Source organism: uncultured Bradyrhizobium sp. (assembly GCF_936943645.1).
Lineage (GTDB): Bacteria > Pseudomonadota > Alphaproteobacteria > Rhizobiales > Xanthobacteraceae > Bradyrhizobium.
Genome location: NZ_CAKZJO010000055.1, coordinates 33,287 through 58,555, shown reverse-complemented (window position 1 = coordinate 58,555; position 25,269 = coordinate 33,287). Strand labels below are relative to the sequence as shown.

The following is a 25,269-nucleotide window of genomic DNA, read 5'->3' as shown; positions in this document are numbered from 1 at the left end:
AGCACAAGCTGGACCTTCGGCGGGCGCTCCACCATGCGGAGGATCAAGCCGCCGCAGTCGCCTGTCGCAAATCTGAAACAGGCTCGTGGGCGCCTTTGGGAGGCTTTCCATGCTTCTGCGGAATGGGCTGCGCAGGCCCCTCATGTGCCAGCGGCGGTATTTAGGAACCGTCTCTCACTGATTCGGGACTCGCAATACGGTTCGGAACACCCTAAATGGCCAACCCGGGTCCGGAGAGACCCTTCGGAACAAAAATCAGAACAGCGGCATTGACCGGTAACAGACAGGGCTAAGGCATAAGGCTATGATGGATCAGCAGAATATCGGGACGATGCGGCCCGCTTCAGCCGATCCTGCGGCTATTGCGCTGGCCAAAGCCCTCGGACAATGGCCGAAACCGGCCGCTTTCCGGCGTCCGAGCCCCAAAAACACCTTTGATGCGGCCCCGGCGGCGACAGTCGAGGCGCTCGCCAAGGAGCTCGGCCTGCGGCTCGGCGACCAGAACGAGCTGACCATTCGCCGCATCAGGCGCGGCAAGGGCTATTCCTTCGTGCGCCCCAACGGCGCCCATATCCGCGACGCCCGCACCATCCGCCGGCTGCATGCCATGGCGGTGCCGCCGGCCTACCGCGAGGTGCGCTACTCTGCCGATCCGAGCTCGCATCTGCAGGCCGTGGGCCGGGATGCGGCGGGCCGGCTGCAATACCGCTATCACGCCGATTGGGAGAAGGTCCGCGAGCATCGCAAGGCGCATCGCCTGGAAAAGCTCGTCGGCGCGCTGCCCAAGATCCGGCGCAAGGTCTCGGCGTTCCTGTCGGGCGACGAGCCGACGCGTGAGTTCGCGCTCTCGGCCGTGATCGAGCTGATCGCGCGCACCGCGATCCGCCCCGGCAACGAATCCTATGCCCGCCTCAACGGCACCCGCGGCGCCACCACGCTGCTGAAGTCGAACGTGACGCTGGAAGACGATTGCTTCGTGCTGACGTTCAAGGCGAAGGGCGGCAAGGCGGTGCGCAAGGAGTGCGACGCCGCCAAGCTGGTGCGCGCGATCGGCATTTTGCAGAGCGTCCCGGGCAAGCGCATGTTCCAGTATCGCGATGCCTACGGCATCGTGCGCGCGGTCAGCACCACGCAGGTCAACGCGTTCCTGCGCGAGATCGCCGGCATCAAGATCTCGCTCAAGGATTTTCGGACGCTGATGGCGTCTGCCGTGGTGGTGGAATCCTTGTCGCGGATCACGCCGGCGACCAGCCAGCGCGGCCGCAAGAAGCAGGTGCTGGATGCGATCCGGGCCGCCGCGGACAAGCTCTCCAACACGCCGGCGATCTGTCGCAAGAGCTACGTCCATGACACCATCGTCACGGCGTTCGAGGACGGCATCCTGGAGCGCTTCGCCGCGACCATGAAGGGCCAGCGCTCGCAGGCGCGGCGCGAGCAGCTTCTGGCGCAGGTGGTGGCGACAGCGGCGGTCTGACCTTCCCGCCGCTACGTCTTGTCTGAAACACCCCTGTCCGGACCGGGGTCCCCGCCAGCCGCTGCGGTTGCGATCCGTTTCATATAATGCGCCCATCCCGTTGCATGTGCGGCCGCCTGCTCCGCGGTCGGCAGCCCGCTATGGGTCATGCGCAGCAGCGTGCCGCCGTCGCGCTCGATCAGATCGATCTCGATGAGGCTCGAGCCGGGGGGCACTTCCTGGCCGCCTTCCCATCCGAAAGTGTAGGCAAGGCGATGCACCGGTACGACCTCACGAAAGGCACCACGGGCGACGCTGCCGCGCGGGCCGATGCCCTTGAGCAGATAGAGCCCGCCGGGATGCGGCTCGGTGGTCGCATCCGAGCCCATCCAGCTCAGGATCTTCTCGGGGTCGGTCAGGTAAGCGAAAACAGTGGCGCGCGGGGCGGCGATCTGGGTCTCGCGGCGCACGACGAACGGTTCGGTCATCGGGGAATATCCCTTCGCTGACACTGGCACATGGCGGCGGCAAAGCCGCTCGTCAAGGATTGCCCGTGACAAACCCGGCCCGCCCTCGTCATGATCGAACCATGCAGCTGTCCCCGACCCTCGCCTGGCTTGTCGATGCCGCCTCGGACAGTGGCGGAGCGGATCGCCTGCTCGCGGAACTCGGCGCGCATCTGGTCGCCGACGGCGTGCCGATCGCGGCGGGCGCCCTGACGCTGGAGGTGCCGCATCCGCTGATCGCGAAGCGGACCTGGTTGTGGCGCGCCGACAGTGGCCAGGTGATCGAAGCGCTCGGCTTCGCGCCTGGCGGCCTGGCACCGGATCCGCCCAATGATGCCGGTCGCCGCTGGTTGCGCGACATCGCGCGCGGCGAGGTGCACGAAGACGTGGTCGGACGGCAAGACGGGCCGTTGCTCGGCTGGATCGCGCCGCGTCCGTTCACGGCAGACGAAATCGGGCAACTGCGCCAGGCCGCGCGTTTTGCCGCGACGCCCCTCGCCGTGCTCGCGGCACGTGCCACGTTGCGGGCAACGCTGGATGCCTATCTCGGCAAGCGCAGCGCTGAGCGGGTGCTCGCGGCGCCCTTGCGTCGTGATCTCGGCGAGACCATTCAGGCCGCGCTGCTCTATGCGGACCTGCGCAATTTCACGAGCTTGTCGGAAACCACACAACCGGCCCAGGTCATCGCCGCGCTCGATGCCTGGTTCGATCGCATCGCTGGTGCGGTTCACGCCTTCGGCGGCGAGGTGCTGAAATTCATCGGCGACGGCGTGCTCGCGATCTTTCCGGTGGTCGAGGCATCGCCGCGCCACGCCTGCGAGGCCGCTCTGCGTGCCGCGGGCGCAGCCGAGGCCGGGATGGTCTATCTCAACAAGGAGCGCGGCGCTCAAGGGTTGCCGCCGCTGGCATTCGGCGCCGCGCTGCATCTGGGTGAGATGCTCTGGGGCAATATCGGTGCGGCCAACCGGCTGGATTTCACGGCGATCGGTCCCGCCGTCAATCTCGCCAGCCGGCTCGAGGGATTGTGCAAGCCGCTGGGACGGACGGTGCTGGTGTCGGGCGCGCTTGCCGCCGAGACGGAGATGAAGCTGGTCGCACTCGGATCGCACGCGCTGCGCGGCATTGCTGCGCCATGCGAAGTGTTTGCGTTGCCGGCGACGTGAGCGACTAAACCCCGCCCATCTTGCAAACCAGCTTCCACTCTTCCGCCGTCACTTTCTGCACCGACAGGCGCGAATATTTCACCAGGTCCATCCCGGCGAGCTTCTTCTCTTCCTTGACCGCGGCCATCGTCACCGGCGTCTTCAGGGGCTTGTCGGCCTTGATGTCGACGCAGACGAATTTTTCGGTCTTGTCGGTCGGATCGGGATAGGCCTCCTTGATGACCTCGACGATGCCGACGATCTCCTTGCCCTCGTTGGAATGATAATAGAACGCCTTGTCACCCTTCTTCATGGCGACGAGATTCTGGCGCGCGGTGTAATTGCGCACGCCGGTCCAGGCTTCGCCCTGGGCGCCCTTCGCCACCTGCTGGTCCCAGGACCACACCGATGGTTCGGATTTCACCAGCCAGTACGCCATGTTCATTCCTCAGACTTGAAGGGACGCGTCAGCAGTCCCGAGATCGCCGCGTCGATCGTGCCTCGGCCGCTCAGGATCGACGCGACCGCTTCTGATACCGGCATCTCGATGTCTTGCGAAGCCGCAAGTTCGATCAGCACCGGCGCGGTGAATTCGCCCTCGGCAAGCTTGCCGGCGGGCGGCTGCTCGCCGCGGCCGAGTGCGAGGCCGAGCGCGAAATTGCGTGATTGCGGGCTCGCGCAGGTCAGGATGAGATCGCCGAGACCGGACAGGCCCGTGAGCGTCTCGCTGCGTGCGCCGAGCGCGCGGCCAAGGCGCGTCAGCTCGGCAAAGCCGCGGGTCGTGAGCGCAGCCTGGGCGGAAGCGCCGAGCTTGCGCCCGACTGCGATGCCGACGGCGATCGCCAGCACATTCTTGGCGGCGCCGCCGATCTCGACGCCGCGGATGTCGGTGGAGTGATAGGGGCGGAATGTCGGCGAGCCCAGCGCTTGCACGAGGCGGCTGGCCAGCGCCTCGTCTTTCGCCGCCAGGGTCACCGCGGTCGGGAGGCCGCGCGCAACGTCGTCGGCAAAGCTTGGACCCGACAGGATCGCCGGCTGTGCATGCGGCGCGGCCTCCGCGATCACGTCGGTCATGAATTTGTGGGTGCCGTGCTCGATACCCTTGGCGGAGGCAATGATCGGAACCGGCCGTGTCAGATGCGAGGCCAGCATGTTGACCGCGCCGCGCAGATGCTGCGCCGGCGTCGCGATCAGCAGCATCTCCGCGCGCGACGCCTCGGCGAGATCGCTCGTGACGATGATCTCGGGAGCGATCCGCACGCCGGGCAGCCGGGGATTGTCGCGCGTCGATGCGATCCGCGCGGCATGATCGGCATTGCGCGCCCACAGCGTCACGGTGCGTCCCGCCCGCGCCGCCACGGTTGCCAGTGCCGTGCCCCAGGCGCCCGCCCCGATCACCGCGACGGATTGGAATGCGGACATTCTAATATCCCGCCCGCGTCTTGCCGTAGCCTGCCGGCGCGGTTGCGTTGGCGTCGAGCAGCCAGCGTGCGCGGGGCTGGGCCTCCATCGTGTCGGTCAGGCCGAGCGCGAGACGCTCCGCGCCGGCCCAGGCGATCATCGCGCCGTTGTCGGTGCAGAGCGCGGGCGGCGGCATGATCAATTGCGTTCCGGCCTGCCTTGCGACGTCATCGAGAGCGCCGCGGATCGCCTGATTGGCGGCGACGCCGCCGGCCGCGACCAGGGCGCGCGGCGCGCCGAACTTTTCGCGGAACAGCCTGAGCCCGACGCTCAACCGGTCGGCGGTGGAATCGAGAACGGCGGCCTGAAAACTCGCGCAGAGGTCGCTGATGTCCTGCGGCGTGATCTCAGGTAACCGGCTCGCCTCGGTACGAACCGCCGTCTTCAATCCCGATAGCGAGAAATTGGCATCGGGGCGCCCCTGCATCGGCCGCGGGAACGCAAAGCGCGTAGGATCGCCGCTTGCCGCCGCGCGCTCGACCTGCGGCCCGCCGGGATATGGCAGGCCCAGCATCTTCGCGACCTTGTCGAAGGCCTCGCCGATCGCATCGTCGACGGTGGTGCCGAGCCGCACATATTGTCCGACACCGGTGACGGCGACGATCTGGGTATGGCCGCCGGAGGCGAGAAACAGACAATAGGGAAACTCTATTCCGTCAGTGAGACGCGGCGTCAGCGCATGCGCCTCGAGATGGTTGACCGCAACCAGCGGCGTCTCATGCACCATCGCGATCGCCTTCGCGGTGGTGAGCCCGACGATGACGCCGCCGATCAGGCCCGGGCCTGCGGCGGCCGCGACACCGCCGAGCTCGCCGAAGCCGATGCCGGCCTCGCGCATGGCGCGATCGACGATGCCGTCGAGCAGGTCGACATGCGCGCGCGCGGCAATCTCCGGCACCACGCCGCCGAAGCGGGCGTGTTCCTCGACCTGCGATCGCACGATGTTGGACAGGATCTTGCCGCGGCCGTCGCCCGCGCGCTCGATCACGGCCGCGGCGGTCTCGTCGCAGGTTGTTTCGATGCCCAGCACCAGCATTGGCGAATTGTTATCCAATTTGCGCCCTTGCGCTCATCCGGAAAGCGGAGTTCTGGTACGTCCGGTAGCATTCCGGGGCCAGACTGCGCAATCGTCACGCGCAGCCCTGCCAGTGATGCGCCGCCGCCAATTGGTTCGGGAACACCTGCGATGTCCATTCTTGTCACACGGCCGCATCCCGACAACGAGGCGACGGCGGAAAATCTGCGTGCGCGGGGGCATGCGGTGATGCTTGCGCCGGCTCTCAAGTTCGAGCCGGTCGCCTTCCGCAGCGAAAGTGAAGCGCCCTATGCCGCCGTCATTGTCACGTCGGCCAACGCGATCCGTGCCGTCGCACCGCAATTGCGGGACCTTGGTCTGCTGGGGCTGCCGTTGTTTGCGGTCGGTGAGCATACGGCCGCTGCGGCCCGCGACGCCGGTTTCGCCCAGGTGATCGTCGCCGGCGGCGATGCTGCGTCCTTGCGCGAGACGGTGGTGCAGAGCGCACGCGACAAGGTGCTGAAGAAGAAAAGCACGCTGCTGTATCTTGCGGGCGCCGATCTGTCGCGCGATCTCGGCGGCGAGCTCGGTGCGGAAGGTTTTTCCGTGGTCACGCAGACGACCTATCGCATGGCACCGGTCAAGCATCTGCCGCGCGAGGTTTGCGAGGGCTTTGCCGCCCACGGGGTCGAGGCGGTGCTGCACTACTCCCGGCGCAGCGCCCGCGCGTTCCTGGATGCGGCGCGGGACGAAGGCGTCGAAATCTCGGCGCTGGCCATCCCGCAATGCTGCCTGTCCGAGGCGGTGGCGGACGCACTGCGCGAGGCCGGCGCGTCCCAGGTTCTGGTTGCCGCGACACCGGACGAAAATGCCTTGTTTGCCACCTTGGAGCGTGCTTTGCGGACCCGTTTGGCGTAAGAGGTCGGGCCGAATCCGACGCAAATGCGTCCTGGTATGGAAGTGTGAGGAACCGTCACGATGGCCGACGACAAGCCTGAAGACGCAGGATTGGCGCCCGAAAGTGGTCGTGCCAAGCGCACTCCGCCCACCATCGACCTCGAAGCCAACGAAGTTTCGACCCAGCCGCAGGAGCCGGCGGTCGAGCCCGAGACCCCGCCTGCGCCGGAGCACGCCGAGCCCGGGCAGGCCAAATCCGACCAGGTTGACGCAGAGCCGGAGCGCATTGAAGCGCAGGCTCCCGCGTCCTCGATTTCGCCCTGGGTTGTCGCGCCGCTTTCCGGCGCTGTCGCCGCGGCAGTCGTGATCGCGGTCGGCTGGATGCTGGGCTGGCCCGCCGTGCAGGCCCCGCCGGCCGCGCCGCAAGTCACGGGCGCGACCGTCGATGCGTTGAGCGGCCGTGTCGCTGCGGTCGAAGCCAAGGCCGGCAAGCCCGTCGCCGATCCGGCCATGGCGGCGCGGATCGACGCGCTGGAGAAGTCCGCAAACAGCCTGCGCAGCGATATCGCCAATCTTCGCGCGCAGTCCGACAAGACCGCGAGCGCGCTGAGTGATACGAAATCCGCGCCGCCCTCCGCTGCGCCTGATATCGCCGCGCTCACCGATCGCCTCGCGCAGCTCGAGCGCGCCAGCAAGACGGAGCGGGCCGAGCTCGCGCAGCAAGGCGAGAAGCTCGCCGATAACAAGGCGATGGACGACAAGCCTCTGCGCTTCGTGGTGGCAGCGGCCTTGCTCGACGTCGCCGTTCGCCATGGCGACCCCTATCAGTCGCAGCTGTCCGCGGCGCGTTCGCTCGCCGCCAAGCCTGACGTGCTGAAGCCGCTCGATGTGTTTGCATCGTCGGGCATCCCGACCCCGGTCGCGCTGAGTCGCGAACTCCTCAACATCGTGCCGAAACTGTCGCCGCCGGCGGAAGCCCCGGCCGCGAACGCGGGCATCGTCGAGCGTCTTCAGGCCGGCGCATCGAAACTCGTCCGCATCGAGCGTACCGACGGCGTCGGCAACGATCGCGGCGCCATCGTCGCGCGGGTGACGGCGGCGGCGCTCCGCAATGATTTCGTGGAAGCGCGGCGCGAGCTCAAGACGCTGCCGGAGGCCGATCGCGTGCCGGCGCAGGCCTGGCTCGACAAGGCCGAGGCCCGCGACGCCGCGCTCGCCGCCTCTCGCAAATTCGCGGATGATGCCATGGCGGATCTCGCCAAATCTGCTCGATAAGATTCGCGCAACAATCGGCGCGTAATAGGGATCGCCATGCTTCGCATCGTCCTCTTCCTTGTCTTGATCGCACTGGCGGCAGCCGGCGCGGCCTGGGTCGCCGACCAGCCGGGCGATCTCGTCCTGAATGCAGGTCATTTCCGCCTCTCGACGACGCTTCCGCGATTCGTGTTCATGCTTGGCCTCTTTGCCGCCGCGGTCGTGCTGATCTGGAGCATCCTGACGACGATCTGGCGCACACCGGGGCGCATGCGGCGCCGCCGCCACGACAAGCGTCACGCGCGGGGTCGCCACGCCATCACCCACGGTCTGCTCGCGATCGGTCACGGCGACACCGCGCTCGCCCGCCGTCATGCCGAGGCGGCACGGCGGCATGCGCCGAATGATCCGCTCGCTCTGCTGCTGCATGCGCAGTCGGCGCAGCTCGAAGGCAATCGCGACGAGGCGCAGCGCGTGTTCCGCGCCATGGCCGAGCGCGAAGATACGCGGCTGCTTGGCCTGCGCGGCCTGTTCATCGAGGCGCAGCGCGCCGACGATGCGGTCGGTGCCGTGATGATCGCGGAGGAAGCGATCAAGCTGTCGCCAGCCTCGACCTGGGCCTCGCAAGCGGTGCTCGGCTTCCGCTGTGCGCGCGGCGACTGGGGCGGCGCGCTCGCGATCCTCGATTCGAATCTGTCCGCGGGCCTGATCGACAAGCCGGCCTATCGCCGCCAGCGCGGCGTGCTGCTCACGGCGCGCGCGCTGGAATTGGCGACCATGGACCGCGATGTCGCGCGCGAGAGCGTGATGGAGGCGATCAGGCTGGCGCCGACGCTGGTACCGGCCGCGGTGCTCGCTGCGAAGTTCGAGAGCGAGGCGCATCAGGTGCGCCGCGCCATGAAGCTGGTCGAGGCCGCCTGGCTCGCCAACCCGCATCCCGATCTCGCGGAGGCCTATGCCCATGTGAAGCTCGGCGACTCCGCGCGGCAGCGCCTGCAGCGCGTCGAGACGCTTGCGGCGAAGATTTCGGCCGACAAGCCGGGCCATGTCGAGGGCCAGCTCGCGATCGCGCGTGCCGCGATCGATGCCTCCGGATTCGTCCGCGCGCGCGAGGTGCTGGCGCCCTACATCAGCGATCCGACCCAGCGCGTCGCGCTGTTGATGGCCGAGATCGAACGCGCCGAGCATGGCGATAGCGGTCGTGCCCGCGCCTGGACCCTGCGCGCGGTGCGCGCCCGCCACGATCCGGCCTGGACCGCGGATGGCTATGTCAGCGACCGCTGGCGTCCGGTTTCCCCTGTTACCGGCCGCCTCGACGCCTTCCAGTGGCAGACGCCGGTCGCCAGCCTGCCCTCGGACAGGGGCACCACGATCGAATCCTCCGCCTTCGAGGAAGCCATGCTGGCGGCGCCGCCGCCGAAGCGCGTGACGGTGGCCCCCAGCGCAGGCCCGGCGGAACCGCCCGTGGCTGCGCCAACCCCAGCCGCAGCCCCGGTGCCGGCCGCACAGGACAATTCGCCCCCGACCGCCACCAAGGAAGAGCCGGCCGTCGTGACCGCCGAGCCGGTCCCACCGGCTCCCGAGCCCGCCGAATCAACGCCTCCGGCGGCAACACCGGTGTTCCGGACCCGCGCCGACCTCGGCAAGCCCGCGCCGGCGCCGATTCCCGCGGTCATCCCGATCGTCCGGGCTCCGGACGATCCCGGGATCGATGACGAGGGCCCGAGCGACGAATTTACGGAACAAATCGGCACTCCCAAGGCCCAGGCCGGGGGCTGGCGTGGGTTCTGGTCCCGCTGGGGCGCGTGAGCCCCAATTCGAAGCCGGCTTGTCCTTGCCAATTCGGGCCATGCCCGATATCAGGAGCGCGCGTATCGGGGTCGGCATCCGGCCCCGGCAGGGTTCGCCGCAATAGCTCAGTCGGTAGAGCACGTCATTCGTAATGACGGGGTCGGGGGTTCGAATCCCTCTTGCGGCACCAGCGCCTCGATCCGGGGCAGATTCTCTTCGAACCGCACTCGATCGCGCTTCCGCTTCGGCGATGACGGCTGCTTGCTGCCTGAAGCCGCGCCGCGTCCGAATTGACAGGGGGTGCGTTCGCCGCAACTACTTCCGGCCAGGGGGCAGTCGCGGTGATGCACGATATCCTGGTTGTCGGGCTCTTCGTATCGATGTGCGGAGCCATCGGCCTGCCGTTCTCCCTGCTTCTGCCGTCGCAAGGTTTTGCCGCCCGCTGGGCGCTCGCGCCGCCACTCGGCTTCGGCCTGCTCGCGGCAGCGACCGCTGTCCTGTACCTGTCCGGCGTCGCGTCATGGGTCACGCTGCTGGCGATGGCGACCTGCGGTCTCGTCGTTGCAGGTGCAGTGATCGTTCAGGATGGACAGTGGCGGAAGAAGATCTCGGCCGGTGCATGGCCCGCCGCGATCGTGACCGTTGCAGCCGTTGCGATCCTCTGTCTGGCGCCCGGCTGGACCGGTGGTCCACGTTTCCGCGTCTTCCAGGCGAATGTCTACGATCACTTTCTCTATGTCGGAGCTTCGATTTCCTATCGAACGCTCGACTACGCAACGTTGCTCGTCCAGGGCGTAGAGAGTGCACAGTCCGATCCTCAGACCGTGGCGGCCTTGTGGTTCATCGATTGGCGTAGTGCCGTGTCGATGATGCATGCAGCCTTTGCGGTCGTGAGCCGCGGCTCTGTCGTCGATTGCGCCTATTCGTTCATGGTCGGCATGCAGCTCAACATGCTGTTTGCGGCGCTGTTCGTGTTCGTCAACGCGCTCGCAATGCGGCGCTGGCTGGCATGGATCTGCGCCTCCGCGCTCACGATTGGATTTTTCGAGCAGTACGTGTTCGACATCAATGCGTGGTCTCAGCTTTCGACGCAGCCGATCTTCCTGCTCCTTCTCGCCTTCGTCGCGTTGGCGTTCGATAGGGATCGGTTTGGCCGGGCACCGGCTTCGATCGTGCGGCTGGGAGCTGTCTTTGCGGCGCTGATGACGGGCGCGTTCTTTCTCTATCCGGAATCGATGACGGTCTACGGACTTGCCGCCGCCGCCATCGTCGTGGTGGCGGTCTGTCGTCGAGCGACGCGGCAAAGCCTGGTCGTCGCTGCACCCGGCCTTCTGGCAGGCGTCGGATTATCGCTGCTTGCATGCATTCCACACTGGTCGGGCACGGGTGCCTATGTCGTTCGACAGCTCAGCCATGCAGCTGCCTATCCACCGGACTGGTGGAAGTATTTTCAACGCTACCTGCTTGGCGGCGAAGCGAATTTCCTCGAGATCATTGCCAGTCCCGACAGCCGTCTCGGAGAGCTGGCCGATGCGTGGTTCTCGCTGCCCGTCGAGGCCGCTGTTGCCGGCCTCGGCCTCTATGCCGTGCTCCTGTCCGCAAGTTGGCCCGTCGTCATCGCGTTCGTGTGGAAGCTGCTGCTCTACGGTTTCCTGTTCTTGCTGGTGAGGAGCGTCGCACGGGCGGTCCGGACGATCTGGCGTACCGAGCCCGATGGCAGCGCCGCGCGCTTTCTCGCCGGCAGCCTGGCGGGCTGCCTCGTGCCGATCGCCATTCTGGCGGCTGGTCACGCCTGGGCGGCCGGCAAGGGCCTTGCCATGGCGGCGCCGTTGCTGTTCACCCTCGTCGTAACTCCCCTGGCAGCAGCGCAGTGGCGTTTCGGCGCCGTCGCTGCCAGCTTCATCGTCGTGATCGCTCACCTGATGCTCGGTGCGCTGCGACCGCTGTGGGTCATTCAGGCGCTGGGTGCGGGCATTCCCGGTCTTCCGACCGCCGCCGCGCAGGTCGACGCGCAGAAGGCGTCGCTCGATTGGGACTACAATCGCCTATCCGCCGAATTCGGCAGCTGCCATGGCGTCGTCATCGATGTCGCTCATCCCATGATGAATCACATGTTGCGCAGCATTGCCGCCGATCGCGGCGTGGCCTGGGCATCGCCGAACATCTTCTCGTGGTCCGGCAAGGTGGGACGCGCCTATTTGCCGGCCGGTTGGGACAAGTTCGACTGCCTCGCGTCAGCCGACCGGCTGACCGCCAATGCGGGACAGCGATTGATATCAGTGGCAACGGATCGCTCGTCGCGGGAGTATCTGGAGGGACACCGCGACGTTCTCGAGATCGGCACCGATGCCCTGCCGGGTGTCACGACACGCGGTGTCTTCGGCAAGGAATCAACGCCCGGTGGAGCGCTTCAGTGGGCGTCCCCCACCGCGCATTTCGATGTGCCGAACAAACCTTCGGCGCCGGCGCGAACATTGCGTCTGGTGTTGTGGGCCATGCCGATTTCGGGCAACGAATTCCTGATCAAGGTCAACGGTCATGAGATCTATCGCGGAATCGTGCCTTCCGAGCCCCTGTCGCTCCAGCTCGATGATTTCACGGGCGCGGACAATCTGGCAGTCGAGCTGACGACGAACGCCGCCACGCACTTTCCGGGTGATCTTCGCGACCTTGGATTTGCGATCCGCGAGCTGAGTGTTCGGCGCTAGCGAAGCAACGGGCGAGACCGGGCATCATTTGTGAGCCTGGTCACATCGAATGGCGCCCCTCCCCCGTAATATCCCGGTCACGCAAACACGGGGAGATTTTACATGCGCAAGATCATTCTGGTTGCCGCCATGGTCCTGGCTTCCGCCTCTGCCCAGGCAGACGGCTCCCGCAGTCTGTCGCTGTCGGCGGCGGGCGCTCAGGCTCCCGCGCCACTGACCACACCGACCTCGGCGACCACCTCCACGCCGCAGGCGAGCGAAGCTGCACCGGCGACCGAGGCGCCGAAATATTCGGATCGTCCGCCGGCCGTGTCGCTCTCTGCGCCGGCCGCTCCGGCGGTGACCGCTCCCGCGCCCGCGCCGGCGCCGGTCGCGACAACCAAGCCCGCCACCAGGAAGACGGCAAGGGCTGACAAGCCGAAGTCTAAGCGCTGGACCGAGCGCCGCATCATCAGCGAACTGCACCGCCACGGCATCTATTGGTAGGCCGCCTTCTGGCTCTCAGTAAACGTCATGCCCAGGCTTGTCCCGGGCATCCACGATCTTTCGACGCGGCTCCAAAAACGTGGATGGCCGGGATAAGCCCGGCCATGACGCAAGAGTTGGAGATGGATGAGCGTTTACTGCGACACCGTCTGCACGACGCTCGAGATCGGACGCGTATTCGTGCTCGCGGTCGGCACCTTCATTTCCTTCATCAGCGCTTCGTCATACTCCGGCAGCGACTGCAGCGTCGTCTTGGCCTTCATCTGCACGACCTTGTAGCCGCCGGCCTTGAGGCGCGCGAGCAGCGCCGGCAGGGCGATGCCGGTGTTCTTCTGGAAGTCGTGCATCAGGATGATGCCCTTGCCGAGCTTGTCGAGCCGCGTCATCACCGTCTCGATGATCTTCTCCGGCGTCGCGCCCTTGCGGAAGTCGAAGGAGTCCACGTCGGTCGAGAACATCGCGACGTTGCGGGTGCCGAAATAGCTCACGATCGCCGGATTATGCTGCAGCTGCGGGAAGCGGAAGAACGGCGCAGGGTTGGCGCCGAGCGCGAATTTCACCGCGCTGATGCCCTTCTCGACCTCGTCCTTGGCCATCTGCTCGGTCATCTTCTTGCCGTTCAGATTGACGTGCGACCAGGTGTGCGTGCCAACCGTATGGCCCTGGGCCAGCACCTGGCGCAGGATTTCCGGATGATAGGTCGCGTGCTTGCCGACCGAGAAGAACAGGCCCTTGGTGCATTCGTCCGCGAGCGCCTTCAGCACGTTCGGCGTGTTCACCGGCCAGGGGCCGTCGTCGAAGGTCAGCACGACCTCCTTGTCGGTGAGGAAGTCGAATTGCTTGAAATGATCGAAGCCGAAGCCGGGGCCGCCGGTGGTGTCGATCTCGACCACGCGGGAGACGCCCAGCGCATTCGGATTGGCGCAGGCCTGCTTCGGCTGCACCGGCATGACGGGAGCGGGCGTGGGCGCGGGTGCCTGGGCAATCGCCGCCGGCTTCGCCGCGACCGTCGCGGTTGTCTCGACGTCATCCCTGGCGGCGAGCTTCGCCGGTGCCGGCAATGGGTCGGCGGCACGGGCTGCAACTGTCTTGGGAGCGCCCTGGTCGGCGCGCGAGGAATAAAAAAACCAACCGCCGGCGGCGATCACGACCGCCGCAACAACACTGGCCAGCATCAGGCCCAACGCATTACGCATCGCTACTCTTTCCAATTACGCAACCAAACCTGCGGAATTTCCCGCGCGACGAGCCATTAATGCGAAGTAACAGTTAACGTGACACCAACACGACAGCGGTTGTGGAGGAATTTCAGGCAGCTGCGCCAAAGTGACCGACGTCACAGAGGGCATATCTCCCGTGACCGTCATCACAGTGGAAACTGTTTTGCTGGAGCATCGTAGTTCCCATCAACAACGGGCGCCGTTGCGACGGTGCCAATGGGAGCTTCAAATGACCAAGTCTCTGAACACCACGTCTCTGAACACCAAGTCCTTCTCTGCCAGGATCCGCGACACCAGCCTGGCTCTCGGCTTTGCTGCCATCGTCTCGATCGTTTCGACGACCTCGAGCTTCGCCTTCTCGGCCGAGGCGCAGCAGATGTGCACCGGCGATGCCTTCCGCCTGTGCTCGTCGGAAATCCCCAACATCCCGAAGATCACGGCGTGCATGATGAAGCATCGCTCGGACCTCAGCGCCGGCTGCCGCGCGGTGATGGACAAGGATCTTGCCAAGGGCGCCTCGCGCAAGGTCGCTGACGCCCAGGACAGTCAATAAGAGCGACAGCGAGTAACGGCGCGCAACGACATCGTTGCGTCGGCGAGCTCCCCTCGCGATGTGCCCCGGCCGTGTGCCGGGGCCACGCGGCGGCACGTTTCCCGCTCGGTAACAAAGCCGTTGCAGGTGCGGGATCGTCGCACTAGCTTCCCCGCACATCTTTCCGGGTAAGAGGCATTATGCGATGATCAGATTTCTTTTCGCTATTTCTTTGCTCCTGTGCGCGTCGGCCGCGTCAGCGCAACAGCAGCCTGGCCACGATGCCTGCGCGCGCGACGTCACGCGCTTCTGCCGTGCGGTGATGAACAATGGCGACGGCGCCGTGCTCGCCTGCCTGAAGCAGAATCGCGCGAAGCTGAGCAAGGGCTGCGACAAGGTGCTGACCGAGCACGGGCAGTAAACTACGTGCTGCTTCCCGCCGCTGTCGCGACCACCGGCAACACCTCCGCGCTTGCACGGTCCGGTGTCTCCTCCTTCCAGCGCACCGAGCCGAACGGACGCTCCAGCATGCGGCGGATCCGAACCGGCTCGGGGCCGATGTGGAAAGCGATCGCCTGTTGGTGCAGCGCGCGTTCGGACTGGGTCGAGCGATTGCGCTGGCGTAGATAGTCGAACCAGGTCGGGCAGTGATAGCGCTCGGTCCACAATTCCGGATCGGCGATGTCGCGGGCGATCGACCAGCCATAGGCGCCGTTGCGCTGCCGTGAGAGCTGCACGTCCTGCATGACGTTGTGGAACGCGCGCGCATTGTCTTGCTCGACGCGGTATTCGATCTCGACCACCAGCGGGCCGCTGCGGCCGGTCAGCGACAGCTTCACCTCGGGATCGGCCAGCACGTCGGCATCTTCATTGCGGGCGCCGACGCGCGGCATTGTCAGCCATATCCCGAGCAGCGGCGAGATCAGCATCAGGCCGGCCGCCGTCAGCAGCGCAATTTCGACACCGGCAAAGTCGGTAAGATGGCCCCAGCCCCAGGCGCCGATTGCGATGCCGCCGGAAATCGAGGCCTGGAACGCCGCCAGCGAACGGCCGGCGACCCAGCGCGGTGCCGAGAGCTGCACGCCGATGTTGAACAGCGCGATGGCGGCCATCCACACCGCACCGGCCAGGACGAGCGCGGCCGCCGTCAGCACCGGCTCCGTGCTGAGGGCAAGGGCAGCCATCGCAAACGCCATCGAGATGGTGCAGGCGCGGATCGCTGCCTCGCCGCTCATGCGCTTGCGCAGTTCGTGGATGTTCAGCGCGCCGACCACGGCGCCCATGCCGAAGGCGCCCAGCATGATGCCATAGGTCTGCGCGCCGCCATGCAGCAGGTCGCGCGCAACCAGCGGCATCAGCGCCATGATGGCGCCGCCGATCAGGCCCATCACCAGGGTGCGCAACAGCACGATCTTGATCGGCGGCGAATTGGTGATGTAGCGGAAGCCCGAGACCATGGCGCGATTGAGCTTTTCCCGCGGCAGGCGGGAGGGCTCGACCGAGCGGCGCCAGAGCAGCAGCACCACGAGCAGCGGCAGGTAGAGAAGCGCGTTGCAGGCGAAGGCGGCCACCGCGCCGAGCGCGGCGACGATGACGCCGCCGACTGCCGGGCCGAAGCTGCGCGCGATGTTGTAGCTGATGCCGTTGAGTGCGACCGCCGAAGGCAACGCGTCGGGCGGCACCTGCTCGCTGACAGAGGACTGCCATGCCGGACCGAACAGCGCGTTGCCGCTGCCCACCACGAAGCAGAAGGCGAGCAGCGTTTCCGGGGTGATGAGATTGAACCCGGCCAGCACGGTCAGCGCCGTCGCACCGGTGAGGGCGATCATCAGCGAGACCAGCGTGACGATGCGCCGGTCATACATGTCGGCAATCGCGCCGGCCGGCATCGAGATCAGCATGATCGGAAGCATCAGGGCGGTCTGCACCAGCGCGACCTTGTCCGCCGAGGCCGCCATCTGAGTCATCGCCCAGGCCGCGCCCACGCCCTGGATCAGGAGGCCGAGATTGGAGAGCAGGCTGGCGAGCCAGATGCGCCGGAACACGGTGTAGCGCAGCGGCGCGGTGATGCCGTCGGCGGCCATTTTCTGACGGTTCGGCGGCTCGGTCATATCCCCTTCCATATGGGCTGGCAGAAGTGATGCTGGCGATTCCGGCAGATTCAGTGATGCCTGCGAAAGTCCTTCGCTGTCCAGTGGTTAGACCGCTATAAGCGGTGCAAAGAGGCGGTTTGCCGGGGAGGAACAGATGAAGTTGTCGCGACGGATGATCTTGCTGGGGGCCGGCAGCTTGCCCTTCGCAGTTGCGAGCTTGCGGACGGAGGCATTCGCCCAGACCGCGCCTGCGACGCCGGGCAATGAGGTGCCGCCGATCCTGTTCGTCCACGGCAATGGCGACTACGACGCGCTCTGGATGACGACGCTGTGGCGGATGGAATCCAACGGCATCGCGCATGACCGCATGATGGCGATCAACTTCACCGACCCCAACGCGCGTAGCGACGACAAGGTCGAGCAGGCGAACCGTTCCTCGACCGAGGACCAGCGCCGCGAGCTCACGGCCGCCATCGCCGAATTGAAGCGTCGCACCGGCGCGCCGCGCGTGGCGCTGGTCGGCAGCTCGCGCGGTGGCTATGCGATCCGCAACGTCATCAAGAATGGCGGCGCTGGCGATGTCAGCCACGCCGTCTTGTGCGGCACGCCCAATCACGGCGTGTTCGCAACCGACGACCAACCGAACAACGAGTTCAACGGCCGCGGTGTATTCCTGCGTGGCCTGAACGAGGGCGAAAGCGAGGTGACGCCGGGCGTTGCGTTCCTCACGCTGCGCAGCGACGGCATGGACAAGTACGCCCAGGCCGACGGCCGCTTCATCGGCAAGCCCGGTACGCCGACCGGTGTCACCAATGAAGGGCCGGAGCTGAAGGGCGCCACCAATCTCGTGCTCGGTGCGCTCGACCACCGCGAGGTGGCGTTCCACCCGCGCGCCTTCCGCGAGATCTACAAATTCATCGCCGGACGCGAGCCCGCGCGCATTGCGATCGTGCCGGAGCCGACCGTCAAGCTCAGCGGCCTCGTCAGCGGCACGCCCGGCGGCGTGTCGACCAACCGCCCGGTGGCGGGTGCAACCGTCGATATCTTCCGCGTCGATCCTGATACCGGTGAGCGTAAGGGCAGCGCCGTGCATAGCGCCAAGACCGGCGCGGACGGCCGCTGGGGACCGGCGCAGGTCGAGCCCTCCTGGGCGCTCGAATTCGTCCTGACGTCCCCGGACGCGCCGACCACGCACATCTATCGCTCGCCATTCCCGCGCTCCTCCGATGTCGTGCATCTGCGCGCCGCGCGCCCGCTCGCGGCTGCCGACAAGGATGCCGGTGCGGTCGTGATCATGTCACGTCCGCGCGGCTATTTTGGCCTGCCGCGGGACGTTGTTCTGTTCGACGGCAAGGAGCCGGCCGACGTGAAGCCGGGCGTGCCCACGGATTCGGCAGCGACCTTGCGCCTTCCAATCAGCGAAGTTGGGCGTAACATCGTGGCCCAGTTCGGCGAGGAACGGATTGTGGCACGGGCCTGGCCCGCCGCGGAGAACAGGATTGCGATTGCCGAGCTGACTTACTAGCTGTTTGCCTGCGTCACATCTTGCGGGAGAGAGCCATGAACATCGCCAGCGTGCGTCGGCCCATCGTCCCTCCGGCTCCCCCGCGTGCGCCCGACGACATGTCGTTCTTCGGCCGGCTTGCCGTGATCCGGCACAACATGATCGCGACCTGGGGACAGCGCGCCTACGAGGAAGACGTCATCAAGGGCCGCTTCTTCCTCCGCAACAGCTTCATCCTGAACCAGCCGGACGCGATCCGGCATGTCCTGCTGACCAATTACGAGAACTACACGCGCACGCCGGCCGGCATCCGCATGCTGCGCCCCGTGCTCGGTGACGGTCTCCTGATCGCGGAAGGCCACTCCTGGACGTTCCAGCGCCGCACCCTCGCGCCGGCGTTCACGCCGCGCGCCACCGCCAATCTCGTCCCGCACATGACGGCGGTGCTCGACGAGACCATCGCCAAGCTCCATGCGCGCACCGGCGAGGACGTCGATTTGCGCGAGATCATGCAGCGCATGACGCTGGAGATCGCCGGGCGCACGATGTTCTCGTTCGGCATGGACCAGCACGGCGCGACCTTGCGCAACTTCATCATGGAATACGCCGCCCGGCTCGGACGGCCGTATTTCCTCGACATGCTGCTGCCGGTGTCGTGGCCGAGCCCGATGGATCTTGCCCGCGCCCGCTTCCGCAAGCGCTGGACCGAATTCGTCGCGATGCTGATCGCAGAGCGGCGCAAGGCCGGCAAGAAGGACGGTGCGCCGCCGCGCGACCTGTTCGATCTCATGGACGCCGCGCGCGATCCTGAGACCGGCAAGGGCTTTTCCGACGAGCAGCTCGTCGACGAGGTTGCGACCATGATCCTCGCCGGTCACGAGACCACGGCGACGGCGCTGTTCTGGGCGCTCTATCTGCTCGCGCTCGATCCGGAGACGCAGGAGGAGGTCGCCTCCGAGGCGCGCGGCGAGCACCTCGACAGCATCGCCGACATCGACCGGCAGAAATTCACGCGCGCGGTGATCGAGGAGACGATGCGGCTCTATCCGCCGGCGTTCCTGGTCGCGCGGGCTGCGCGCGAGAAGGACAATGCGGCCGGAATCGAGATCGGCAAGGGCGACATCATCATGATCGCGCCATGGCTGCTGCACCGGCACGAGAAGCTGTGGGATCAGCCGAACGCGTTCATCCCAAAACGCTTCATGTCGAAGGAAGCGCCTGATCGCTTCGCCTATCTGCCGTTCGGCGCGGGTCCGCGCGTCTGCATCGGCGCGCCGTTCGCGCAGGCCGAATCGGTGCTGGCGCTGGCGCGGCTGATCGGCGCGTTCCGCGTCGAGCTCGCCGATACGGCCAATCCCGTGATCCCGCTGGGCGTCGTCACGACCCAGCCGGACCACTCACCCACGTTCCGCATCACGCGTCGGTGACAGGCTCCTCGTCTGGCCGACGGCGTGACGCGCCCTAGATAGAGTTTTCGCCATGAGCGACATCCAGGCCCAGTTTTCCGTCCTCAAGCAGACCGCCGATCCGAAGGTGGCCGATGCGATCGCGCGTCTCATCGAGCGCGGCGAGGATCACGAGCTCAACCGCGTCAACGTCCTCGACTTCGCCGCGCAGCATGCCGTGGACGAGGAGCACGCGATCTCGGCTTTTCTGCACGCGGCGCGGCTGGGGCTGTTCGACCTCGGCTGGAACGTGCTGTGTCCGGGTTGCGGCGGCGTGCTGGGCGCGCACACCACATTGAAGGCGCTCAAGCCGGACGATTATCACTGCGCGCTCTGCGCCTGCGGCTACAAGGCCTCCGTCGACGACCAGGTCGAGGTCTCCTTCACCGTGAATCCGCGCGTGCGGCGCATCGCGGCACACGATCCTGATACGCTTCCGGTGTGGGAATATTTCAAGCAGGTATTCTGGAGCTCCGGCGTCGACTTCAACAAGGAATCGTTCGTGACACTCGCGAACGAGGTGACGCTGGACACGATGGAGCTGCCGGCCGGCGAGAAGGCGACCATGTCGCTGCAACTGCCCGCTGACTTCGTCATCATCTTCGAGCCGGTGACGCACGCCGCCCATTTCATCGACGTCCAGGGCGAGCCGACCAGGGACCGTCAGCAGCTCGCCATCATGTACAACAAGGTGCAGGCCCCGACGGGGACCACGACCATGCGGCCCGGCCCGCTGCGGCTGTCGCTGGAGAACCAGGCCGGCGTGCGCGTGCTGCCGTCTGTGTTCATCGCGGCCGAGGCGCTCCACCATCTCATCGGCAAGCGCAAGCCGTTCCTGACCGCCAAGCGGATGCTGTCCAACCAGACGTTTCGCGATGTGTTCAAGGCGGACAATCTCAGTCTCGACCAGCGGCTCCAGATCACCTCGCTCACCTTCCTGTTCACCGACCTGAAAGGCTCGACCGCGCTCTACGAGCGCGTCGGCGATCTTGCCGCCTTCGATCTCGTGCGCGCGCATTTCCATGCGCTGCTCGAGATCATCTCCTCCGAGAAGGGCGCGGTGGTGAAGACCATCGGCGATGCCGTGATGGCGACCTTCGTCCGTCCCGAGCACGCCATCGTCGCCGGCCTGCGGATGCGCGCGGCGATGGACGCGCTCAACGAGCAGCGCGGCACCGACGATCTCATCGTCAAGATCGGCATCCACGAAGGTCCGTGCCTCGCGGTGATGCTCAACGAGCGGCAGGATTATTTCGGCCAGACCGTCAACATCGCCGCCCGCGTGCAGAGCCTGTCGACCGCCCAGGAGATTCACATCACCGGCCCCGTGCTGGATGCGCCGGCGGTTGCCGAACTGTTGCAGCAACGCGAGATCAAACCGATCCAGAAACAGGCCGCGCTGCGCGGCATCGCCGACAAGATGGTGGTGTACGAGATTCCGTGAGCCGCTGTCGCCCCTGCGAAAGCAGGGGCCCATGCCGCGTGATTTCTGAAATAGGCAAGATGGTCATTGCCCAAACACAGCCTGTAGTTACGGGTCCCTTGCGTTCGCAGGGACGACAGCTGAGGGACTCGGCTTGCTCCTCGCGTCCGATGCGCAGCAGATTGCCGAAACGTAATCCGGCGCGCGGAACTGCCGCACGTTGCGCCGGTTGAGTTTCCTGCTCATATAATGCTGGTAGCGGCCGCCCTCCCCCTCGCGGCTGCATCGATTTCGGTAGGATCCTATGCTCGACGGCCTGCGCCAATTCATCGCCGACATCGTCGCCCCCAACGACCAGAACCGCACCTTCGGCGACAGCGACTATCGGTTGGCGGCAACCGCGCTGCTGGTCCACGTGGTCTCGCTGGACGGCCAGCCGACGGCGGCCGAGCAGCGCAAGCTGCACAGCCTGATCGAGAGCCATTTCGGGCTCGACCACGGCACCGCGGATCGCCTGATCGCCGACGCCACTGAGGTCGAGGGCGAGGCGGTGGATCTCTATCACTTCACCAGCGTCATCATGCGCTCGCTCGACGAAGAGGGCCGCAAGCGCATCGTCCGGATGATGTGGGAGCTGGTCTATGCCGACGGCCAGGTGACCGAATTCGAAGACAACGTCGTCTGGCGCGCCTCCGATCTGCTCGGGATTTCCCAGCGCGACCGGATCGACCTGAAGCACGCGGTCGCCGAACGCGTCGGTGGCCAGGTGAAGGATGGTGCCGTCGGCGGCTGACTTGTCCGCGCCGGTGGCCCGACATGCGAGCCACATGACGAAACTTTAATGTAAGCCGTGCCCTTCCCGCGCTTTTGCGGATTCGCCTGCAAATATGAGTCTTTTCTGCACCCCCTGTCGCCCGCTCAAGCGGCCATGCCGCCAGCGCCGCTTGCCTGTCGCGCACGGCTTATGCTCTCGTTCAGCGATTGCCGGGGCCAAAGACTTCAATTCAAGAGAACTTCGATCGTGACTGAGCGGGTAACGTTGATCACCGGTGCTTCGGCGGGCATAGGTGTGGAGCTGGCGCGCGTGTTTGCCGCCAATGGACATCGTCTCGCATTGACGGCGCGGCGCGCGGATCGATTGGAGGCGCTCGCGAACGAGCTCGCCGCCAAAGGCGGCAAGAAGCCGATCGTGATCGCCTGCGATCTCGAGGACCCCGCCGCCGGCGAGACCATCGCGGCAGCGCTCGCGGCCGAAGGCGTGGAGCTCGATCACCTCGTCAACAATGCGGGCTTCGGCGTGTTCGGTGATGCCATCGAGCGCGACCGCGATGAGCAGATCGGGATCGTCGAGGTCAATGTGCGGGCTCTGACGGATCTGTCGCTGCGCTTTGCCGATCAGCTGATCAGGAACAGGGGCGGTCTGCTCAATGTGGGCTCGGTTGCAGGCTTCCTGCCCGGTCCCGGCATGGCCGTTTATTATGCCTCCAAAGCCTATGTGATCTCCTTCACCGAAGCGCTGCGCGCGGAGCTCGCGCCGCGCGGGGTTCGCGTCACCGTGCTCTGCCCGGGCCCTGTGCCCACCGAATTCCAGGCGCGCGCCGGCGTCGGGGCGCAACACGATACGGCCCTTCTCAACGTTTCGGCCGCCGATGTCGCGCAAGAGGCTTATCGCGGCCTGATGGCCAACAAACGGGCAGTGCTGCCCGGTCTCGGCATCAAGATTGTGCCGTTTGCGCTGCGCTTCTTCCCGCGCGGCTTCATCCTGGCCGCCACGAGCCGGTTCCAGAGGCGCCGGCACTAGAAAAGTCCCCAGCTCCCGTAGTGGCCCGGAGCTTGCTTCACTTTCGATGTGTGCGCGAACTCACACGATGTTAACCATCGCTTAGCTATGCTGGCGGTCTGAACCGATAGCACTCGCAGAGGCCATGTCGTTCCGGACGGACAGGTTTGGTGGTGCAGAATTGGTGCCCTTCCGAAAGAGGGTGCCGAGCCCTGCCGCCTCCGAAAGCCGGTTACCGGTCTTGATCGTCCTGCATCAGGAATCTTCGACCCCCGGCCGCGTCGGCAACGCGCTCCGCGCGCTCGGCCATCCCCTCGACATCCGCCGTCCCCGCTTCGGCGATCCGCTGCCCGAGACGCTTGATGCGCACGCAGGCGCCGTGGTCTTCGGCGGCCCGATGAGCGCCAACGATCCCGACGACTACATCCGTCGCGAGATCGACTGGATCGAAATTCCGCTGCGCGAGCAGCGGCCGTTCCTCGGCATTTGCCTGGGGGCACAAATGCTCGCCATGCAGCTCGGCGCGCGCGTCGCGCCGCATCCGGAGGCCCTGACCCAGATCGGCTACTACCCGATCCGTCCGACCGCCGCGGGCCACGCGCTCTGCCCGGCCTGGCCGGCACAGGTCTATCATTGGCACCGCGAGGGATTCGAGCTGCCTGTTGGCGCGGAGCTCTTGGCAGAAGGCGATGATTTTCCGGTGCAGGCATTCCGCGCCGGCAATGCGTTCGGCGTGCAGTTTCATCCTGATGTGACCTACGCGATGATGCATCGCTGGACCACGCGCGGCTATGACGGCTTCAGCGCGCCCGGTGCGCGGCAGCGGCACCATCACTTCGCGGATCGTGCCGTGTACGATGCCGCAGAGCGTGCCTGGCTCGATCACTTCGTCGACGGTTGGCTGGCGCGCCGGCCGGTGCTGGCGCAAGCGGCCGAGTGATCGCGTCGTCGCGCAGTTTCTTGGCGCAAGTCCTTGCCTTACCATTGGATATGCTAGGCTCATTCCCAACGAGCGCGCGCGAACGCGGGCCGACAGCACAGGGAGAGCGCCATGGCTTACGAACACATCCTCTACGAGGTGAGCGACAAGGTCGCGACCATCACGCTCAACCGGCCCGATCGCATGAATGCGTGGACGCCGATCATGGAGCGCGACGTGCGCCATGCCATGGAAGCATCGAGCGCCGATGACGATGTCCGCGTCATCGTGCTCACCGGCGCCGGCCGCGCGTTCTGCGCCGGCGCCGACATGGATGCGTTGAAGGGGCTCGACCCCGACGACGTCAGGCGCGCGACCAATCTGCCGCCGTTCGACATGAACCGGCGCCCGGACTGGCAGACGCGCTATGGCTATTATCCCTCGATCAGGAAGCCGGTCATCGCCATGCTCAACGGTGCGACCGCGGGCATCGGTCTCGTGCATGCACTCTATTGCGACCTGCGCTTTGCCGCCGACAACACGGTGTTCACCACCGCCTTCGCGCGCCGCGGTCTGATTGCCGAGCACGGCATCTCCTGGATGCTGCCGCGCATCGTCGGCCACGCCAATGCGATGGATCTGCTGCTTTCGGCCCGGCGCGTTTCGAGCGAGGAGGCGTTGCGGATCGGCATGGTCAACCGGCTCTGCTCGCCGGAGAAGCTGCGCGAGGAGACCTACGCCTACGCCCGCGATCTCGCCGATTTCGTCTCGCCAAGCGCGATGGCCGTCATCAAGCGCCAGCTCTACGAGGTGCCGTTCCAGACCTTGGCCGAGGCAACGATCGAGGCGAACCGGGAGATGATGGTGGCGCTGGCCGGCAGCGATTTCCGCGAGGGCGTGGCGAGCTTCATGGAGAAGCGGCCGCCAAGGTTTACGGGGAGGTAGGGGGGACTTGCGGAGACGGTCCGTCTTCGCCCTTCGGGCTTCGCCGGACACCACGCTTCGCCCGTCGGGCACCGCGCGGCTGCGCCACGCGTAGCCCGACGGGCGAAGCGTGGTGGAGCCAGGCGGGATCGAACCGCCGACCTCGTCATTGCGAACGACGCGCTCTCCCAGCTGAGCTATGGCCCCTTTGCTGGCCGCTCTGGTAAACGCGGCCGACAACCGGGCGCCATTTAAGTCCCCGCCAAGGTCAAGTCAAGGACGGCTGTAACCCGGTTTTAGCCATTCGGACGCCGACTTCCCTTGTTTGGGCGGGGGGGAACCGATATCTAGCAACAAGGCGTCAATTCCGTCCGCAGCCAAAGTCTTCAAAAGCCAGAGTCTTCAATAGCCATGCGTGCCGTTCTCGACATCGTCATCATCGTGCTCGACCTCTACGTCTGGCTGCTGATCGCCTCCGCGATCCTGTCCTGGCTGATCGCCTTCAACGTGGTGAACACCCGCAACCAGTTCGTGTCGGCGGTCGCGGAGTTCCTGTACCGGATCACCGAGCCGGTGTTGGCACCGATTCGCAATCTCCTGCCCAGCCTCGGCGGCCTCGACATCTCGCCGATCATCTTGATCCTGCTGATCATGTTCATCGAGCGGGTGATCCTGTACTACATCTACCCGAACGTGATCTGAGCGGGCGGGAGCGC

23 protein-coding genes and 2 tRNA genes are annotated in these 25,269 nt (G+C 66.2%); 18 read left to right on the top strand and 7 right to left on the bottom strand.

What is annotated here, in order from left to right; translation table 11 throughout:
* Positions 1–304 precede the first annotated feature (304 nt).
* Complete coding sequence (locus Q0743_RS14590) at positions 305–1,474, top strand: DNA topoisomerase IB (protein WP_298242230.1); 1,170 nt, start codon at positions 305–307, stop codon at positions 1,472–1,474.
* 11 nt (positions 1,475–1,485) lie between these two features.
* On the opposite strand, the gene Q0743_RS14585 is transcribed toward Q0743_RS14590, so the two are convergent.
* Positions 1,486–1,941: an SRPBCC family protein gene (locus Q0743_RS14585; RefSeq protein ID WP_298242229.1), complete on the bottom strand. Its 456-nt coding sequence runs from the start codon at positions 1,939–1,941 to the stop codon at positions 1,486–1,488.
* Between the two features lie 101 nt (positions 1,942–2,042).
* Here Q0743_RS14585 and Q0743_RS14580 point away from each other — a divergent pair, with 101 nt between their 5' ends.
* The gene (locus tag Q0743_RS14580) at positions 2,043–3,122 is read left to right on the top strand and encodes an adenylate/guanylate cyclase domain-containing protein (protein WP_298242228.1); all 1,080 of its coding nucleotides are present in this window, start codon (positions 2,043–2,045) and stop codon (positions 3,120–3,122) included.
* A gap of 4 nt (positions 3,123–3,126) precedes the next feature.
* On the opposite strand, the gene Q0743_RS14575 is transcribed toward Q0743_RS14580, so the two are convergent.
* From Q0743_RS14575 to tsaD, 3 genes are read right to left on the bottom strand one after another with little or no spacing between them, the layout of a single operon-like run.
* Positions 3,127–3,540, bottom strand: a complete 414-nt coding sequence (locus Q0743_RS14575; RefSeq protein ID WP_298242227.1) for an EVE domain-containing protein — start codon at positions 3,538–3,540, stop codon at positions 3,127–3,129.
* Between the two features lie 2 nt (positions 3,541–3,542).
* Positions 3,543–4,523 (bottom strand): NAD(P)H-dependent glycerol-3-phosphate dehydrogenase, encoded by a 981-nt coding sequence (locus Q0743_RS14570; RefSeq protein WP_298242226.1) that lies wholly within the window; start codon positions 4,521–4,523, stop codon positions 3,543–3,545.
* A 1-nt stretch (position 4,524) separates the two neighbouring features.
* Complete coding sequence (gene tsaD / locus Q0743_RS14565; RefSeq protein WP_298242225.1) at positions 4,525–5,598, bottom strand: tRNA (adenosine(37)-N6)-threonylcarbamoyltransferase complex transferase subunit TsaD; 1,074 nt, start codon at positions 5,596–5,598, stop codon at positions 4,525–4,527.
* Positions 5,599–5,748: 150 nt separating this feature from the next.
* Here tsaD and Q0743_RS14560 point away from each other — a divergent pair, with 150 nt between their 5' ends.
* The 6 genes from Q0743_RS14560 to Q0743_RS14535 all read left to right on the top strand — a co-directional run bounded on the left by Q0743_RS14560 (position 5,749) and on the right by Q0743_RS14535 (position 12,713).
* A complete protein-coding gene (locus Q0743_RS14560) occupies positions 5,749–6,495 on the top strand; it encodes a uroporphyrinogen-III synthase (protein ID WP_298242224.1) in 747 nt (248 codons plus the stop codon).
* A 60-nt stretch (positions 6,496–6,555) separates the two neighbouring features.
* Positions 6,556–7,749 (top strand): hypothetical protein, encoded by a 1,194-nt coding sequence (locus Q0743_RS14555; protein ID WP_298242223.1) that lies wholly within the window; start codon positions 6,556–6,558, stop codon positions 7,747–7,749.
* A gap of 36 nt (positions 7,750–7,785) precedes the next feature.
* Complete coding sequence (locus Q0743_RS14550) at positions 7,786–9,537, top strand: heme biosynthesis HemY N-terminal domain-containing protein (protein WP_298242222.1); 1,752 nt, start codon at positions 7,786–7,788, stop codon at positions 9,535–9,537.
* A gap of 96 nt (positions 9,538–9,633) precedes the next feature.
* Positions 9,634–9,709: transfer RNA gene (locus Q0743_RS14545), tRNA-Thr, on the top strand.
* A 589-nt stretch (positions 9,710–10,298) separates the two neighbouring features.
* Positions 10,299–12,227 carry a hypothetical protein gene (locus Q0743_RS14540; protein WP_298242221.1) on the top strand — a complete coding sequence of 643 codons (1,929 nt, stop codon included), beginning with the start codon at positions 10,299–10,301 and terminating at the stop codon, positions 12,225–12,227.
* 102 nt (positions 12,228–12,329) lie between these two features.
* Complete coding sequence (locus Q0743_RS14535; protein WP_298242220.1) at positions 12,330–12,713, top strand: hypothetical protein; 384 nt, start codon at positions 12,330–12,332, stop codon at positions 12,711–12,713.
* Positions 12,714–12,847: 134 nt separating this feature from the next.
* Here the strand turns inward: Q0743_RS14535 and Q0743_RS14530 are convergent, their stop codons facing one another.
* Complete coding sequence (locus tag Q0743_RS14530) at positions 12,848–13,909, bottom strand: polysaccharide deacetylase family protein (RefSeq protein WP_298242219.1); 1,062 nt, start codon at positions 13,907–13,909, stop codon at positions 12,848–12,850.
* 253 nt (positions 13,910–14,162) lie between these two features.
* On the opposite strand from Q0743_RS14530, the gene Q0743_RS14525 reads away from it, so the two are divergent.
* Positions 14,163–14,486: a hypothetical protein gene (locus Q0743_RS14525; protein WP_298242218.1), complete on the top strand. Its 324-nt coding sequence runs from the start codon at positions 14,163–14,165 to the stop codon at positions 14,484–14,486.
* A 184-nt stretch (positions 14,487–14,670) separates the two neighbouring features.
* A complete protein-coding gene (locus Q0743_RS14520; RefSeq protein ID WP_298242217.1) occupies positions 14,671–14,886 on the top strand; it encodes a hypothetical protein in 216 nt (71 codons plus the stop codon).
* A gap of 1 nt (position 14,887) precedes the next feature.
* On the opposite strand, the gene Q0743_RS14515 is transcribed toward Q0743_RS14520, so the two are convergent.
* Entirely contained in the window at positions 14,888–16,576 is a 1,689-nt protein-coding gene (locus tag Q0743_RS14515; protein WP_298242216.1) for an MFS transporter, read from the bottom strand.
* A gap of 136 nt (positions 16,577–16,712) precedes the next feature.
* Between Q0743_RS14515 and Q0743_RS14510 the strand changes: the two genes are divergently transcribed.
* The 7 genes from Q0743_RS14510 (at position 16,713) to Q0743_RS14480 (ending at position 24,574) form a co-directional block, all read left to right on the top strand.
* Entirely contained in the window at positions 16,713–18,083 is a 1,371-nt protein-coding gene (locus Q0743_RS14510; protein WP_298242215.1) for a hydrolase, read from the top strand.
* Positions 18,084–18,118: 35 nt separating this feature from the next.
* A complete protein-coding gene (locus Q0743_RS14505) occupies positions 18,119–19,489 on the top strand; it encodes a cytochrome P450 (protein ID WP_298242214.1) in 1,371 nt (456 codons plus the stop codon).
* Between the two features lie 52 nt (positions 19,490–19,541).
* Positions 19,542–20,951, top strand: coding sequence for an adenylate/guanylate cyclase domain-containing protein (locus Q0743_RS14500; RefSeq protein WP_298242213.1), 1,410 nt, complete (start codon positions 19,542–19,544; stop codon positions 20,949–20,951).
* A 283-nt stretch (positions 20,952–21,234) separates the two neighbouring features.
* Positions 21,235–21,723: a TerB family tellurite resistance protein gene (locus Q0743_RS14495; protein WP_298242212.1), complete on the top strand. Its 489-nt coding sequence runs from the start codon at positions 21,235–21,237 to the stop codon at positions 21,721–21,723.
* A 228-nt stretch (positions 21,724–21,951) separates the two neighbouring features.
* Positions 21,952–22,731: an SDR family oxidoreductase gene (locus Q0743_RS14490; RefSeq protein WP_298242211.1), complete on the top strand. Its 780-nt coding sequence runs from the start codon at positions 21,952–21,954 to the stop codon at positions 22,729–22,731.
* 124 nt (positions 22,732–22,855) lie between these two features.
* A complete protein-coding gene (locus Q0743_RS14485) occupies positions 22,856–23,650 on the top strand; it encodes a glutamine amidotransferase (RefSeq protein ID WP_298242210.1) in 795 nt (264 codons plus the stop codon).
* Between the two features lie 111 nt (positions 23,651–23,761).
* On the top strand, positions 23,762–24,574 hold the full coding sequence (locus tag Q0743_RS14480; protein WP_298242209.1) for an enoyl-CoA hydratase: 813 nt from the start codon (positions 23,762–23,764) through the stop codon (positions 24,572–24,574).
* 110 nt (positions 24,575–24,684) lie between these two features.
* Here the strand turns inward: Q0743_RS14480 and Q0743_RS14475 are convergent.
* A tRNA-Ala gene (locus tag Q0743_RS14475) sits at positions 24,685–24,760 on the bottom strand.
* A 204-nt stretch (positions 24,761–24,964) separates the two neighbouring features.
* Here Q0743_RS14475 and Q0743_RS14470 point away from each other — a divergent pair.
* Positions 24,965–25,255 (top strand): YggT family protein, encoded by a 291-nt coding sequence (locus Q0743_RS14470; RefSeq protein WP_097660567.1) that lies wholly within the window; start codon positions 24,965–24,967, stop codon positions 25,253–25,255.
* Positions 25,256–25,269: the final 14 nt, after the last annotated feature.